This window comes from Haloarcula marina (genome assembly GCF_024218775.1).
Lineage (GTDB): Archaea > Halobacteriota > Halobacteria > Halobacteriales > Haloarculaceae > Haloarcula > Haloarcula marina.
On record NZ_CP100404.1, the window covers coordinates 182,129 to 195,282 of the forward strand.

The 13,154-nt window shown below is 68.2% G+C and carries 15 protein-coding genes and 1 tRNA gene; 9 read left to right on the forward strand and 7 right to left on the reverse strand.

Annotated elements, in window-relative coordinates; all coding sequences use genetic code 11:
• Positions 1–894: an ornithine carbamoyltransferase gene (gene argF, locus NJQ44_RS00935; RefSeq protein WP_254272809.1), complete on the forward strand. Its 894-nt coding sequence runs from the start codon at positions 1–3 to the stop codon at positions 892–894.
• Between the two features lie 97 nt (positions 895–991).
• Here argF and NJQ44_RS00940 read toward each other — a convergent pair whose 3' ends face one another.
• On the reverse strand, positions 992–1,261 hold the full coding sequence (locus NJQ44_RS00940) for a hypothetical protein (protein ID WP_254272810.1): 270 nt from the start codon (positions 1,259–1,261) through the stop codon (positions 992–994).
• Positions 1,262–1,598: 337 nt separating this feature from the next.
• On the opposite strand from NJQ44_RS00940, the gene NJQ44_RS00945 reads away from it, so the two are divergent.
• The 4 genes from NJQ44_RS00945 (at position 1,599) to NJQ44_RS00960 (ending at position 5,353) form a co-directional block, all read left to right on the forward strand.
• The gene (locus NJQ44_RS00945; protein WP_254272811.1) at positions 1,599–1,985 is read left to right on the forward strand and encodes a helix-turn-helix domain-containing protein; all 387 of its coding nucleotides are present in this window, start codon (positions 1,599–1,601) and stop codon (positions 1,983–1,985) included.
• 82 nt (positions 1,986–2,067) lie between these two features.
• The gene (gene thrC, locus NJQ44_RS00950) at positions 2,068–3,453 is read left to right on the forward strand and encodes a threonine synthase (protein ID WP_254272812.1); all 1,386 of its coding nucleotides are present in this window, start codon (positions 2,068–2,070) and stop codon (positions 3,451–3,453) included.
• 257 nt (positions 3,454–3,710) lie between these two features.
• A complete protein-coding gene (locus tag NJQ44_RS00955) occupies positions 3,711–4,376 on the forward strand; it encodes a DUF4166 domain-containing protein (protein ID WP_254272813.1) in 666 nt (221 codons plus the stop codon).
• Positions 4,373–5,353, forward strand: a complete 981-nt coding sequence (locus NJQ44_RS00960; RefSeq protein WP_254272814.1) for a YndJ family protein — start codon at positions 4,373–4,375, stop codon at positions 5,351–5,353. The genes NJQ44_RS00955 and NJQ44_RS00960 overlap by 4 nt, the downstream gene beginning before the upstream one ends.
• Here the strand turns inward: NJQ44_RS00960 and NJQ44_RS00965 are convergent.
• Positions 5,350–5,610, reverse strand: coding sequence for a hypothetical protein (locus NJQ44_RS00965; protein ID WP_254272815.1), 261 nt, complete (start codon positions 5,608–5,610; stop codon positions 5,350–5,352). The two genes, NJQ44_RS00960 and NJQ44_RS00965, sit on opposite strands and share 4 nt — an antisense overlap.
• Before the next feature lie 22 nt (positions 5,611–5,632).
• Positions 5,633–6,073, reverse strand: coding sequence for a hypothetical protein (locus NJQ44_RS00970; RefSeq protein WP_254272816.1), 441 nt, complete (start codon positions 6,071–6,073; stop codon positions 5,633–5,635).
• A 138-nt stretch (positions 6,074–6,211) separates the two neighbouring features.
• Here NJQ44_RS00970 and NJQ44_RS00975 point away from each other — a divergent pair, with 138 nt between their 5' ends.
• Complete coding sequence (locus tag NJQ44_RS00975) at positions 6,212–7,387, forward strand: aspartate kinase (protein WP_254272817.1); 1,176 nt, start codon at positions 6,212–6,214, stop codon at positions 7,385–7,387.
• Between the two features lie 442 nt (positions 7,388–7,829).
• Here NJQ44_RS00975 and NJQ44_RS00980 read toward each other — a convergent pair whose 3' ends face one another.
• Entirely contained in the window at positions 7,830–8,528 is a 699-nt protein-coding gene (locus NJQ44_RS00980) for a metallophosphoesterase family protein (protein WP_254272818.1), read from the reverse strand.
• Positions 8,529–8,597: 69 nt separating this feature from the next.
• Positions 8,598–9,206: an IMP cyclohydrolase gene (locus NJQ44_RS00985; protein ID WP_254272819.1), complete on the reverse strand. Its 609-nt coding sequence runs from the start codon at positions 9,204–9,206 to the stop codon at positions 8,598–8,600.
• A 138-nt stretch (positions 9,207–9,344) separates the two neighbouring features.
• Between NJQ44_RS00985 and NJQ44_RS00990 the strand changes: the two genes are divergently transcribed.
• Together NJQ44_RS00990 and NJQ44_RS00995 are read left to right on the forward strand one after the other, a co-directional pair.
• A tRNA-Gln gene (locus NJQ44_RS00990) sits at positions 9,345–9,417 on the forward strand.
• Positions 9,418–9,488: 71 nt separating this feature from the next.
• On the forward strand, positions 9,489–9,920 hold the full coding sequence (locus NJQ44_RS00995) for a universal stress protein (protein ID WP_254272820.1): 432 nt from the start codon (positions 9,489–9,491) through the stop codon (positions 9,918–9,920).
• Here NJQ44_RS00995 and NJQ44_RS01000 read toward each other — a convergent pair.
• Both NJQ44_RS01000 and NJQ44_RS01005 read right to left on the reverse strand, forming a co-directional pair.
• Positions 9,917–11,101: an inorganic phosphate transporter gene (locus tag NJQ44_RS01000; RefSeq protein WP_254272821.1), complete on the reverse strand. Its 1,185-nt coding sequence runs from the start codon at positions 11,099–11,101 to the stop codon at positions 9,917–9,919. The two genes, NJQ44_RS00995 and NJQ44_RS01000, sit on opposite strands and share 4 nt — an antisense overlap.
• A 109-nt stretch (positions 11,102–11,210) precedes the next feature.
• The gene (locus tag NJQ44_RS01005) at positions 11,211–11,867 is read right to left on the reverse strand and encodes a lactate utilization protein (protein ID WP_254272822.1); all 657 of its coding nucleotides are present in this window, start codon (positions 11,865–11,867) and stop codon (positions 11,211–11,213) included.
• A 192-nt stretch (positions 11,868–12,059) separates the two neighbouring features.
• Here NJQ44_RS01005 and NJQ44_RS01010 point away from each other — a divergent pair, with 192 nt between their 5' ends.
• Positions 12,060–13,124, forward strand: coding sequence for a BMP family lipoprotein (locus NJQ44_RS01010; protein ID WP_254272823.1), 1,065 nt, complete (start codon positions 12,060–12,062; stop codon positions 13,122–13,124).
• The last annotated feature ends 30 nt before the right edge of the window (positions 13,125–13,154 follow it).

Genomic DNA, 13,154 nt, shown 5'->3' on the forward strand with positions numbered 1-13,154 from the left:
ATGCACCTACTCGACGTCGACGACCTCACGACCGACGAACTGACCGCCGTCCTCGACCGCGCGGCCGAAATCAAGGCCGACCCCGAGGCGTACCAGGACACGCTCGACCAGCAGACGCTGGGTATGATTTTCGAGAAGCCGTCGACACGAACCCGCGTCTCCTTCGAGACGGGGATGACGCAACTGGGCGGGCACGCCCTCTTCCTGGGTCCCGACGACATCCACCTGGGTCACGGCGAACCCGTCAAGGACACGGCCCGAGCGCTGGCCCGCTACGTCGACTTCGTGATGGCCCGCGTCTTCGACCACGCCGACGTGGAGGAACTCGCCGAGTACAGTGAGGTACCGGTCATCAACGCCCTGACCGACGACGCCCACCCCTGTCAGACCCTCGCCGACCTCCTGACCATCCGCGAGAAGTTCGACGGATTCGACGTGGACGTGGCGTGGGTCGGCGACGGCAACAACGTCTGCCAGTCGTTCGTCCTCGGCGCGGCGATGACCGACATCGACCTCACCGTCGCCACGCCCGAGGGGTACGGCGTCTCCGAGGACGTTCTGTACCGCGCCGCCGCCGTCGGCGAGGCACCCGAGACGACCCACGACCCCGAGGCGGCCGTCGCCGACGCCGACGTGGTCTATACGGACGTGTTCGTCAGCATGGGCCAAGAGGACCGCCGCCACGAGAAACTGGACGACTTCGACGGCTTCCAGATAACTACCGACTTCCTCGGTGACCGCACGCTGATGCACTGCCTGCCCGCCCACCGCGGCGAGGAGGTCACCGACGACGTCATCGAGTCGGACAACGCCGTCGTCTGGGACCAGGCGGAGAACCGCTTGCACGCGCAGAAGGGCCTGTTAGCGTGGTTAGCGGAGAACCAAACGGCGTGACGTTCCTCGAAGTGACGCGGCGAGCGGAGTGAGTCGCGTCGCGGCCAAGCAGAACTGAGTCCGCGCTGACCGACGGTTAGCGCGGCTTTGCGGCCACTCAGTCGCTGAGCGCCGCCGCGAGCGTTTCGAGGTCGGCCTTCCGGAACGGTTTCTCGGCGGCCTCGGCGTCGTCGGCCAGTCCGTCGACGTTCGCGCGGATGGCCGCGCGCATCTCGGACTTCGGCGGGAGTCGTCCCTCGCCCACCTCGTGGCCGACCGCCTCGCAGATGGCCGCGAGCGCCTCTTTCGTGAACGCCGTCGACTCGACGCGTTCGTACCGCCCGACTGCCTGTCGAATCTCGTTGCGCAGGTCGTGAACCGTCGCCATGGTGGCACTCGCGCGCCCGACGGAGGTGTGACTTGCGGTCGGACTGTCTCCGTCGGCGGTGTCGCCCGCACCTGGTGGGGCCGTCGATTGCTGTCGGTTCCACCCGAAACGATGGTCTTTCCGGTGCGTTTGAGAACTGTTGGCACAGCACCTCTCACCGAGGAACCGCGGAGTTCCACCCGAAACGGTACCCTTCTCGATACGTTCGGCAACGTCGCTCACTTTCGCTCGCGGCCGGCGGGCGTCGGTCCATCGCCGACGAGGTATCGCCGACGATAGTGGGTGAGGCGGAGGTAACGACCCCGTTTATGCGTTCGGCACCCCTACGCGTCCGTACATGGCTATCGACCCGTCACCCGACGCGTTCCGCGAACTCATGGTCGACGAGGAACCCGAACTCGACGAGGTGATGGCCTGCGTCTTCGGCGTCCAGCGACACGAAGTGCGGACGTATCTCGCCCTGCTCGACGCGCCCGGAAGCACCGTCGAGGAACTCGCGAGCCACCTCGACCGCGACCGCTCGAACGTCAACCGCTCGCTGTCGACGCTCCGGGAGAAAGGACTGGCCGAGCGCCGACGGCGTTTGCTCGACGGGGGCGGCCACGTGTATCAGTACACGGCGACGCCGCTCTCGGAGGCCCGCGAGTTGCTGCACGAGACGCTGGACCAGTGGACGGCGGCGGTCCACGACCGCATCGACGAGTTCGACACCGACGCCGTCTGACCGGCGAACCCGCTGCTCAGTCGCCGACGCTCCCGGACCGCAACCGTCCGACTTTTGCCCGGTGGGGCCATGGGCACGAACAATGGCCGACCTGCAACTCACCGACGAGGTTCCGTCGGTGGCCGACGACGGCGTTTGGCTCGTGTGCATCGAGTGCGGCGAGTCGTTCGCTCCCTTCGACGAGGTTCGATACACGTGCGACCACTGCGACGGACTGCTGGAGGTTCGCTACGCCGACCTGCCCACCTTCGAGGACTTCGAGGGCGAGGGGTCGGGCGTCTGGCGCTACCACGCCGCGCTTCCCTTCGACGTGGGCGTCACGCTCCCCGAGGGGAACACGCCGCTCCATCGGGTCCCGCGTATCGAGGAGGAGGTCGGCGTCGACAGCCTCCGGGTCAAACACGAGGGGATGAATCCCACCGGGTCGTTCAAGGACCGCGGCATGACCGTCGGCGTCCGCGTCGCCCAAGAGGTCGGCGTCGACCGACTCGCCTGCGCGTCGACCGGGAACACCTCCGCGGCGCTGGCGGCCTACGGCGCTCGCGGCGGGATGGAGACGCTCGTCCTCCTGCCCGCCGGGAAGGTCGCCGCCGGGAAAATCGCACAGGCGGCCCTGCATCAGGCCCGCATCCTCGAAGTCGACGGCAACTTCGACCAGTGTCTCGACCGCGTGCAGGACCTCGCGGCCCGCGGCGAGGCGTACCTCCTGAACTCGCTGAACCCCTTCCGTCTGGAGGGCCAGAAGACCATCGGCCTCGAAATCATGGAGGAGCACTACGCCGACTACGGCGAGTACCCCGACCGCATCGTTCTGCCGGTCGGCAACGCGGGCAACACCGCGGCGCTGTACAAGTGCTTCCGCGAACTCGTGAAAACGGGGGCAATCACGGAAGACCAGGTGCCCAAAATCACCGGCGCACAGGCCGAGGGGGCCGCGCCGATGGTCGAAGCCATCGAGGAGGGTCTCGACGAGACCCGCCGCTGGGAGGAAGTCGAGACCCGGGCGACGGCCATCCGCATCGGCAACCCGGTCAACGCACCGAAGGCTCTCCCCGGTATCCGCGAGACGGGCGGCACCGCCGTCGCCGTCTCCGACGCGGAGATTACCGAGGCCCAGCGCGACCTCGCGGGCGAGGGCGTCGGTGTCGAACCGGCCTCCGCCGCCTCCGTCGCTGGCCTGCGGAAACTCCGCGAACGCGGCGTCGTCGACGACGACGAATCCGTCGTCTGCCTGACGACGGGCCACCTACTGAAAGACCCCGATGCGGCCGCCGAAGCGGGTGCCGAACCCGAACCGGTGCCCAACGATACCGACGCTATCTTAGCGCACATCGACGAGGGGCGCTCGGTCACCGAGACGGTCCGGAAACAGGCGTCGAAGGCCGCCGACGCGCCGCTGGTCCCGGCGCTCGTCGCCGGCGGCCTCGGCATCGCGTACCTCTACCGGAAACTTCGTTCGAAGGAGTGACCTCGGAGGGCGGCGACAGCGAGTCGGTCGCTTGACGGTGGGTCATCGGCCGACAGGCCTCGATGCGGCCGCCGAGGCCGGTACCGACCCCGACCCGGTCGACAACAGTGTCGCGGCCGTGGTGACGCATCTGTCCGAGAACTGACCGCGCCCGCTCTGCGACCAATTCTTATCACCCTCGGAGACGGAAACAACGGCATGGAGCGCCCCGCACACCCTCTCGTCCCGACCGCCCTCGCCGACTCACGGAGCCACCCATGACCGGTGTCTACGAACGCGCCCTCGGCGACGCCGCCGCCGACCTCCACCCGAAGGTCCGCGAACGGTACAGCATCGGCCCCGAGGACGGCGTCACCGTCGGCCGGGGGGAGATGGACATCTCGCGGGGCACGCACGTCCTCCCGGCGCTGTACGCGATGACGGGCCGAGAGATGCTGTTTCCCGAAGCGGGTCACGACATCCCGTTCTCGGTGACGACGGTCGGGTACGAACTCGACGGTCACGAGGCGATGACGACCCGTCGGGAGTTCGACTTCGGCCGCAAGCGGCGACGCTTCGACTCCGTGACCGTGTGGGACGACGACGGCGAGCGACTGCTCGACTTCCTCGGCCGTGGCGGCCTCGTCGCCACGGAACTGCATCCCCGGGTCGAAAACGGTGCGCTCGTCGTCGAGGCGGGCCGTCAGTGGGTCCACCGCGACGGCCGGTACTACCGCCTGCCCGGCCCCCTCGTCGCCGACGTGGAGGTGCGCGACCGCTACGACGAGACGGGGGAGTGCTACTACGTCCTCGCCACCGTCGAGAACGCGCTGGCGGGACACATCCTCAGCTACCGGGGGTCCTTCACGCAGGAACTGACCGAACGCGAGGAAATCGCGGACCTCCGCCCGCTCACCCGCCTGCGAACGCTCCCGCCGCGATGAGCGACGCGGTCCGGTGGCCCGGAGACCGTCTCGGGGCCCGACCGACCGTCGCCGGGGTCGCCGTCACCGACGCCAGCGCCGCTGCGGGGTCCCTGCTCTGGGTCGCCACGGCCGTCCTCGGCGACCTCGGGCCGATCGAGCGCGCCCTGACGCTCGCACCCTTGGTCCTCGTCCCCCTCGGCGTCGGGATGGCCGGGACGCCGTCGTTCGACGGGGCTGCTGGGCGACTCGTGGCCCTGGCGACGTGGCTACAGCCACTGGGTGCGGTCAGCCTGACGCTCTCGCTCGTCCGCGCCGTCGACGGACCGACGGCAGCGGCGCTCGCCGCTCCGTGGCTCCTCGTCACCGGTCTGCTGGGCCTCGCCGCCGTCGTTCGAACGCGGGAGCGCGGTGGGTTCGAAACGGCGGAGACGGCCGTCGACACCGGACTGGCCTACGCCTCTGTCGGGGCGGTGGCGCTGCTGTTGTTCCATCTGGACCTGACGTTCTGGTTCGGACGCACCATCGTCCTCCTGACGGCAGTTCACTTCCACTACGCCGGGTTCGTTCTCCCCGTCGTGACGGGGCTGACTGCACGCTGCGGGCCGGGAACGGACGCCCGCTCGTTCCGCGCTCTCGTCGGCGTGATTCTGGTCGGACCGGCCATCATCGCCGTCGGCATCTCCGTCTCTCCGGTCGTCGAAGTCCTCGCAGTCGGGGGGTTCACCGTCGCCGTCGCGCTGTTCGGTGGCTACGTCGCGAGGCGTCTCGCCCCCACTCGCTCGCGTGCGCAGGGATTTCTGCTCGCCGGGTCGGCGGTGGCGCTCCCGGGTTCGATGGCGCTCGCGCTGGGTTACGGCGTCGCGACGTTCACCGGCCTCTCGCTCGGCCTCGACATCGGAACGATGGTGGCGCTCCACGGGTCGCTCAACGCCTTCGGCTTCGCGTTGTTGGGGGTGGTCGGGTGGCGCGTGGCAGTTCCGCGGAGACGCGATTAGTCGCCAGTCAGCGCCCGCTCGCAGTGCCCGCACGTCTCGCGGTCGAGTGAGTTCGGCGCGCCGCCGTGGGGACAGTCGGGCCGTTCGGCCGCCGTCACACTGTCGAAGGAACCGCTGTACTCCGGGAGGACGAACGTCCCGAGAACGAGCGCCATCACCAGTATCCAGCCGACCGGGCCGAGAAACAAGAGGCCGACGACGGCGACGGTGGCGAGGACGCCGATGGCGGTGACCGCGGTGGTCTCTGCGCGGTTCATCCGGCGTGTTTCCGCGCCGCCGTCACTGCTCGGCCCGCTCCGGCTCCAGCCGGTAGCGCACCGTCTGCTGGCCGTCGAACTGGGGACCCGTCCCGGTTCGGGTAAAGCCGGTCGCCTCGACGGCGGTCTCGACCGCTTCGTTGCCTTCGGGGACCAGCAGTTCCACGGCCATGCGTTCCCGCTCCGCGAACCCGATTGGCTCCGAGAGCAGGCGCTCGCAGGCGTCCGCCGACCCGGCCAGTTGGGTGACGTGGACGGTCCCGCGCTCGGCGTCGTAGCTCACGAACCCGGTGATATCGCGGTCGTTCGCGGCGTCTCCAGCCTCGTCCTCATCCTCGTCGCCGTCGACCGTCGCGACTCGAACCGTCCGGTCGTGGACGAGGTTCCGCATCACGTCCGGCGGACTGTCGGCGAGGCTGGCCAACCGTTCGGCGTCGGCCTCGACGGCGTCACGTATCTCCATAGGTGTGCGTGTGTGTTCCACGCAAATAAACCGTGTGTCGGGCACTCACCCCGCAAAACCGCGGCAGATGAACACAGTTATCCCGAGCGGCGGCCAACGCGACGGCATGACTCAGAGACACACACTGCGGGTGAAACGATGCGGGTAGTCGCGAAGTTCGGCGGGACGAGTCTCGGGAGCGGCGACCGAATCAACCGCGCCGCCGACTCCATCGCCGCGGCGGTCGAACAGGGCCACGAGGTCGGGGTCGTCGCCTCGGCGATGGGCAACACGACCGACGAACTGCTCGAAGGCATCGAGTACGACGCGGCCGACGCGGACCGCGCCGAAATCGTCTCGATGGGCGAACGCACCTCCGTCCGGATGCTGAAGGGCGCACTCGCCGCCCGCGGCATCAACGCCGTCTTCCTCGAACCCGGCAGCGAGGACTGGCCCATCATCACCGACGCGTTCGGCGAAGTCGACGTCGAGGAGACGAAGAAACGCGCCCACGCGCTGGCCGGACAGATGAAAGACGTGGTCCCGGTCATCACCGGCTTCCTCGCCGAGGACCACGAGGGCAACGTCACGACCCTCGGCCGCGGTGGCTCGGACACCACGGCCGTCATGCTCGGCAACTACATGGACGCCGACGAAGTCGTCATCGTCACCGACGTGGAAGGCGTCATGACCGGCGACCCCCGCGTCGTCGAGGGCGCGCGCAACGTCGGCGAGATTTCCGTCGACGAACTCCGTTCGCTGTCGTTCCGCGGCGCGGAAGTCGTCGCCCCGTCGGCGCTGTCCTACAAAGACGGCGACCTCGCCGTTCGGGTCACACACTACCAACACGGCGACCTGCTCACCGGCGGGACCTCTATCGAGGGCGAGTTCGAGAACCTCATCGACCTCCAAGAGCAGGAACTGGCCTGTGTCACCGTCGCTGGCCGCGCCATCCGCAACAGCCCCGGCATCCTCGGCGAACTCGCCTCTGCCATCGGCGGCGCTGGCATCAATATCGACGCCAACTCCTCGGGGATGGACTCGCTGACCTTCTACGTCAACGCCGACGACGCCGACGAGGTGGAGGCGCTTCTCCACGACCGCATCGTCAACGACGAGACGCTTTCGTCCGTGACCGTGGAGGACGACATCGCCGTCATCCGCGTCACCGGCGGCGACCCCAATCAGGCGGCCCTCCCCTACCGGGTGGCCGCACCGCTGGTCGACGCCCACATCGACATCTACGACGTCATCACCTCCGCCACTTCGGTGTCCGTGTTCGTCCCGTGGGACGACCGCGAGCAGGCGTTAAAGCTGGTGCAGGGCGTTTTCTAAGAACCCACTTTTACTGCGGGGGGTTTCCTCGCGCCTCCGGCGCTGCGGGACCCTCCCGTTGCAAAAACGGCCTCAGAAACCGGAGATTGCTGCTGGGCTGTCCTCGGAAGTGCACAGCACTTCCGACGTGCATGGAAGACGCAGTGCGTCTTCCACACTGCGTTAGCGCTTCGCTCTACCGAACGTGGGGAAAAACGCGGGACGCGGCGATGCCGCGTCTCGTGAAGTCGCGCTCACTTCGCTCGCGCGGTATACTGCCTCCGAACTACCAGTCGCGCGTTTGCCCGTCCCCGTCTTCGTGAGCGCAGCGAAGGAAGTCTCGTCAGAGCCTGCGCTGACGGTGTGTCGTGCGCCGGAGCGTACTCCCGCCCACAGAACGGTAACCGCCGCGCGACCCCCTTGCGTCGAGTGCGACCGTCCGTTCCTCGCCGACGGCTGACCGCTACCGTCCCTGCGTCAACCGGAACCCGATTTTCCGCGGGAGTCCGGCGTCCTCGACGGCGTTGATGACCGCTCGGGTGTCGTACTCGACGCGGCGGTCCTCGACGGTCATCGCGTCGAGGTCGAGGACGGCGTAGGCGGCGCGGTGGTCGCCGTCGCGTGGTTGGCCGACGCTCCCGGGGTTCATGACGATGCCGTCGGCGTACACCTCGTGATGCTGGTGGTGGGTGTGGCCCATCACGAGCACGTCTTCTTCGCCCAGGAGGTCCGGCCCGAACTCGTCGGGGTAGGTGTAGTGGTCAGGGTCGTCGGGGTGACCGTGGACGAGTTTCACTCGGTCGTCGTAGGCGAATCGTTCGTCCGGCAGGTCCCGAAGCCAGTCGAGTTGCGCCTCGTGCAGTTGCTCGCGGGCGTGTTCGACCCCGGCCTGAGCCATGCCGTTGAACGCGAACGGCGTCGTGGCGGCGACGGCCCGGTCGTGGTTGCCCATCACCGTCGGGACCGGTTCCTCGGGCCACGGCACGTCCTCGGGTAGGCCGTCCGACTCGCCGCGCATCGCGTCGACGCAGTCGGCGTGCCACGGGTTGTAGCCGACCACGTCACCGGCACAGACGAGGCCGTCGACGGGCGGCATATCCGCCAGTACCGCCGCCAGCGCGACCCGATTGCCGTGGATGTCTGAGAGGACGCCGACCTTCATGATTCGTGCGTATGTGGTGGGGACTCTTTAGTGTCGCTACCGCGTCAGTTTTCGAAACCGCTGGCGGCGTTACTCGCCGTTGTAGACGGCCACGTCGAACGCGCCCGCCTCGCCCGAAACACCGGCCGCGCAGACGGCGTGTTCGAACTCGTGGTCGTACACTTCGCGGGCGGCCGTCTCGGCGTCCGTCGCCGCGAGGTCGAACGCCGTGGGGTCGTCCTCCTCGTAGGTGGCGACCAGCGTCGGTTCGGTGACCTCCTCGACGACGAGGGCGTCCCGCCGGACCGTCCCGATGACCGCGCCGGGGCCGTCGGCGTTCGTCGTCGGGTCCGCGGCGTCGACGCCGACGATGCCCGCGATACGCGGCGTGTCGTAGTCGTCCTTCTCGAAGTCCAGCGCGAGCAGGGGTTCGGCCAGCGCGTCCCGCGCGGGGTAGCCCAGCGCCAGTTTCTCGGCGATGGGGTCGACGTGCGAGCCGTTGCCCACGACGGCACCGTTCTCGGTGATTCGGACCCCGTTGTAGGAGATGTAGGGGTTGTCCGTCTCCGGGGCGTCCGGCGTCGGCCCGACGGTGACGGTGTCGCCGCGCTTGGTTGCTTCTCGGTTCGGGAACGACCGCGAGGAGACGCGGTACGCGCCCACCTCCGGGCCGACGACGACGAAACGTCCGACGTACATATCCGACATGGGCGGCCAACGCGGCAAAGCGGTGTCGATGTTCGCCAGTCGACTGTCGTGGCGCGTGCTGTCGCGTCGCATGCTGAAACCAATCGCGCAACGCTTACAAGGGACCGCGGGGTACAGACAGATGCGCTCAGTCCATTGGGGTAGTGGCCAATCCTGAAGCCTTCTGGGGGCTTCGACCCTGGTTCGAATCCAGGATGGACTACTTCTCTTCCACTCGACTCCCGAGCGATGCCACCACCCGGCTACTTGTGACTCGACCGCCAGAGCTAGAGTATGGCCCCCGAACACGTCCTCGTCCCGCTGGATGGCTCACCGCTGGCAGACGAGGCGCTGGCCCACGCCGTGGAGACGTTCGACTGTCGACTGACGGTGCTGAACGTCGTCGCCCCGCTGGACAGCGGCATGAGCGAGGGCGGGATTCTCGAACCCGGGGCGGACCGGCGCGAGGAAGCGACGGCACGGGCCGAACGCCTCGTCGACCGGGCACGTGAGACGGCCGCCGAGGCCGACCGGGCCATCGAGACGGCGGTGGAGTCGGGCGACCCCGCCGAGACGATTCTCTCCTTCGTCGACGCGAACGACGTGGACCACGTCGTGATGGGCGGGCACGGCGGGACGCGCAACGAACTCGCGCGGCGACTGCTGGGGACGGTGGCGACGGCCGTCGTGAGCGAAGCGCCGGTGACGGTGACCGTCGTCCGCTAAGCGAGTACCACGGCGAACGCGCGGTAGAGCGCGAACCCGAGGCCGATGGAACTGACGAGCGTGATTATCCAGAAGCCGACAGTGACCCCTATCTTCCGCCGGGAGACGCCCGCCGACCCGCCCGCGAGGCCGCCGCCGATGACCCCCGAGATGATGATGTTGTTGAACGAGATGGGGATGCCCAGCGCGATGGCGAGTTGGGCGATGATGAACCCCGGAACGAGGGCCGCGATGGAGCGGCGGACGCCGAGTTGGGCGTACTCCCGCGAGGTGGCCTGTAGCAGTCGCGGCGCGCCCATCCACGCGCCGCCGAGGATGCCCAGCGCGCCCACCGCGAGCAAGACGAGCGCGGGCAAGCCTAACTCCGCGCGATAGAGGTTCTCTAAGGGGCCGGTCGCGAGTCCCACCTGACTGCCGCCGCTGGAGAAGGCGACGACGCTCCCGAGGACGACGAGGAACGTCTTGATGCCTTTGTCCACGGACGCCTGCGTGCGGCGGCGGATGAACAGGAAACTCCCGGCCGCGGCCAGCAGGGTCCCGACGACGGTGACGCCCGGTAGGGGGACGAGCATCGCGAGAAAGCCCGCCAGCGAGTTCTGCGTCGCACCCGGCGGTGCTGGGATGACGCTCAACTCCACGTTGGCGACGATGCCGCCGACGACGGCGGCCAAGAGCGGGACGCCGACCGTCTCGGGGATGTCGTCCCGGCGGAGGAGGGTGGCGGTGAGGTACGCGAGGCCGCCCGATACCGGCGGCACGAGCACCCAGAACGTCGCGATTCGGCGGTAGGTGTCGAAGACGGGTGCGCCGCCGAGCGAGAGGCCCACGCCTATCATCGCCCCGGTGGTGGCGAACGCCGCGGGGACGGGATAGCCGGTGTAGACGCCGAAGGCCATGAACGCCGTCGCGGTCAGCAGGCCCGCCGTCGCCGCCAGCGAGGTTATCTGGACGCCGTCGATGAGACCAGCGCCCACCGTCTCGGAGATGCTGCCACCTTGGGTGAGCGCCCCGAGGGCGGCGAGGATGCCGATGAGAAAGGCAGCCCGCATCGTCGAGATGGCGTTCGCGCCGATAGCGGGGGCGAAGGGCGGGGAGTTGCTGTTGGCCCCGAGCGCCCACGCCGTCACTAACCCGGTAATCGTCGCGAGAACGACCAGCGCCCAGAAGACCACGTCTACCACTGCCGGTTCACGCCTCCCGGCGTCCCGTCCGAATCATAATCGGGCATTAACACGCGCGACCGATAAACGTTCGCGCGACAGACGGCTGACGCCGCGGTGGCCGCACCGCTCAGTAACCCAGCGATTCGCGGACGAGGACGAGCGTCGTCCGCCCCTCCTCGGCCTCCTGCCGGTAGATGAGCTGTTTCGCGATGGCACTCCCGGCGCCGTAGGCGTCCTGCGCACGGGCGTCTTCCAGCGGGAAGGCCACGTCTTCCAGTCGGTCCAGCGCGGCATCTAAGTCGTCGACGACTTTGTTCGTCCCGGCGACCAGCAGGAGGTTCTCGGCGGCGAAGGGGTACGCGCCGATTCGGCTACCGGAGGCGTCGGCGGCGACGAGTTCGCCGGTCGCCGCGATGGCGTTGACGCTCCCGAGGAAGTAGTCGCTGGCCTGCGCCTCGCGTCGGGCGCGCTGGCGTTCGGCGTCGTCGTCGATACCGTACACTTCGCTGTGGACGTTCTCCCAGTCGTGGTCGCCTTCCGTGAGGTACTCCACGAAGCCGATTTCTTCGAGCGTCGTCGAGTGACCGTCCATCACCGACGCGCCCGCGGGAATCTGCTCCTGAATCTCCGCGAGTGCGGCCTCGCCGTCACCGACGACGACCACGTCGAACCCGCTGGCTTCGAGGTTCTCGACGGCTGCGTCGAGTTCGTCGTCGCTCGGTTGTTCGTCGAGTGTCTCGTCGTAGGCGACGCTGTCGGCGTACCCGTCTTTGTGTTGGGACATACTCGACCAGTCGCGACTCGGCGTGAAAAGCGCTCGCGGACGCCGCCGTTACCGGGTGACACCGGTGTTATCGTCGGGTGTTATCGTGCCGCAGACGACACGCGCACCGACTCGCTGGGGCTGCCTCGCGGACGTGTCGCCGAAACTGCACCCACCGAAGTGTTTAACGGTGGCGGCGACACCACGTAGGACATGCCAGTATCACGTCGAACGTTGCTCGGGAGTCTCGGGACCGTTACTGCGACCAGCCTCGCCGGGTGTATCGGTGGCGGTGGCGGCGGCGACGCCGCCGCCCGAATCGGCATGGTGTACGCGACGGGCGGCCTCGGTGACGGGTCGTTCAACGACCAGGCACAGACCGGCGTCGTACGGGCCGAGGAGGAACTGGGCATCGCCTACGACGAGTCCCAACCGGAAACTGCCTCGGAGTTCGGGACTCTCCAGCAGCAGTACGCCCAGTCGAGTGACCCAAACTACGACTTGGTCTGCTGCATCGGATTCCTGCAGGCCGACGCGCTGACCGAGAACGCCAACCAGTACGGCGACCAGCAGTTCATGATCGTCGACTCCGTCGTCGACGCCTCCAACGTCGGGTCGTACGTGTTCGCCGAACACGAGGGGTCGTTCCTCGTCGGCCTCATGGCCGGTCGGCTGACGACCACGTCGTTCTCGGCGGGTGCGGGGTCGACCGCGGGCGACTCCACGAACGTCGGCTTCGTCGGCGGCGTCGAGTCCGACCTCATCAAGAAGTTCGAGGCCGGGTTCACCGCGGGCGTGAAGTACGCGAGCGACGACGTGGACGTCCAGACGGCGTACGTCGGCGACTTCAACAACCCCTCGGGCGGGCAGGAAGCGGCCATCTCGATGTACGACTCCGGGTCGGACATCGTCTACCACGCGGCGGGGAACACCGGCACCGGGGTCTTCCAAGCCGCGCAGGAGGCCGGGAAGTTCGCTATCGGCGTCGACCGGGACCAGTCGGTCACGAAGTCCTCTTACAGCGACGTCATCCTCGCGAGCATGGTCAAGCGGGTGGACAACGCCGTCTACTCCGCCGTCGAGTCGGTCGTCGACGACGAGTTCGAGGGCGGCGCGACGACCGCACTGGGACTCGAACAGAACGGCGTCGAGGCGGTCTTCGGACAGGAACTGGGCGAGGACATCCCGCAGGACGTCAAAGACGAGATGAGCACGGCCCGGGAGGACATCATTGCCGGGGACATCTCGGTCCCGACCGACCCCAATCAGGTGTCGTGAACGCCGTCGCTAGCTTCAAGCCCCGCGGTC

Coding starts and splice junctions, on each gene's coding strand:
- NJQ44_RS00980 (WP_254272818.1), bottom strand. CDS start 8,528: ATGAAGGTCGGCGTCCTCTCAGACATCCACGGCAATCGGGTCGCGCTG.
- NJQ44_RS00960 (WP_254272814.1), top strand. CDS start 4,373: ATGAGCGACGCGGTCCGGTGGCCCGGAGACCGTCTCGGGGCCCGACCG.
- NJQ44_RS00970 (WP_254272816.1), bottom strand. CDS start 6,073: ATGGAGATACGTGACGCCGTCGAGGCCGACGCCGAACGGTTGGCCAGC.
- NJQ44_RS00975 (WP_254272817.1), top strand. CDS start 6,212: ATGCGGGTAGTCGCGAAGTTCGGCGGGACGAGTCTCGGGAGCGGCGAC.
- argF (WP_254272809.1), top strand. CDS start 1: ATGCACCTACTCGACGTCGACGACCTCACGACCGACGAACTGACCGCC.
- NJQ44_RS00985 (WP_254272819.1), bottom strand. CDS start 9,206: ATGTACGTCGGACGTTTCGTCGTCGTCGGCCCGGAGGTGGGCGCGTAC.
- thrC (WP_254272812.1), top strand. CDS start 2,068: ATGGCCGACCTGCAACTCACCGACGAGGTTCCGTCGGTGGCCGACGAC.
- NJQ44_RS01010 (WP_254272823.1), top strand. CDS start 12,060: ATGCCAGTATCACGTCGAACGTTGCTCGGGAGTCTCGGGACCGTTACT.
- NJQ44_RS00945 (WP_254272811.1), top strand. CDS start 1,599: ATGGCTATCGACCCGTCACCCGACGCGTTCCGCGAACTCATGGTCGAC.
- NJQ44_RS00955 (WP_254272813.1), top strand. CDS start 3,711: ATGACCGGTGTCTACGAACGCGCCCTCGGCGACGCCGCCGCCGACCTC.
- NJQ44_RS00940 (WP_254272810.1), bottom strand. CDS start 1,261: ATGGCGACGGTTCACGACCTGCGCAACGAGATTCGACAGGCAGTCGGG.
- NJQ44_RS01005 (WP_254272822.1), bottom strand. CDS start 11,867: ATGTCCCAACACAAAGACGGGTACGCCGACAGCGTCGCCTACGACGAG.
- NJQ44_RS00965 (WP_254272815.1), bottom strand. CDS start 5,610: ATGAACCGCGCAGAGACCACCGCGGTCACCGCCATCGGCGTCCTCGCC.
- NJQ44_RS00995 (WP_254272820.1), top strand. CDS start 9,489: ATGGCCCCCGAACACGTCCTCGTCCCGCTGGATGGCTCACCGCTGGCA.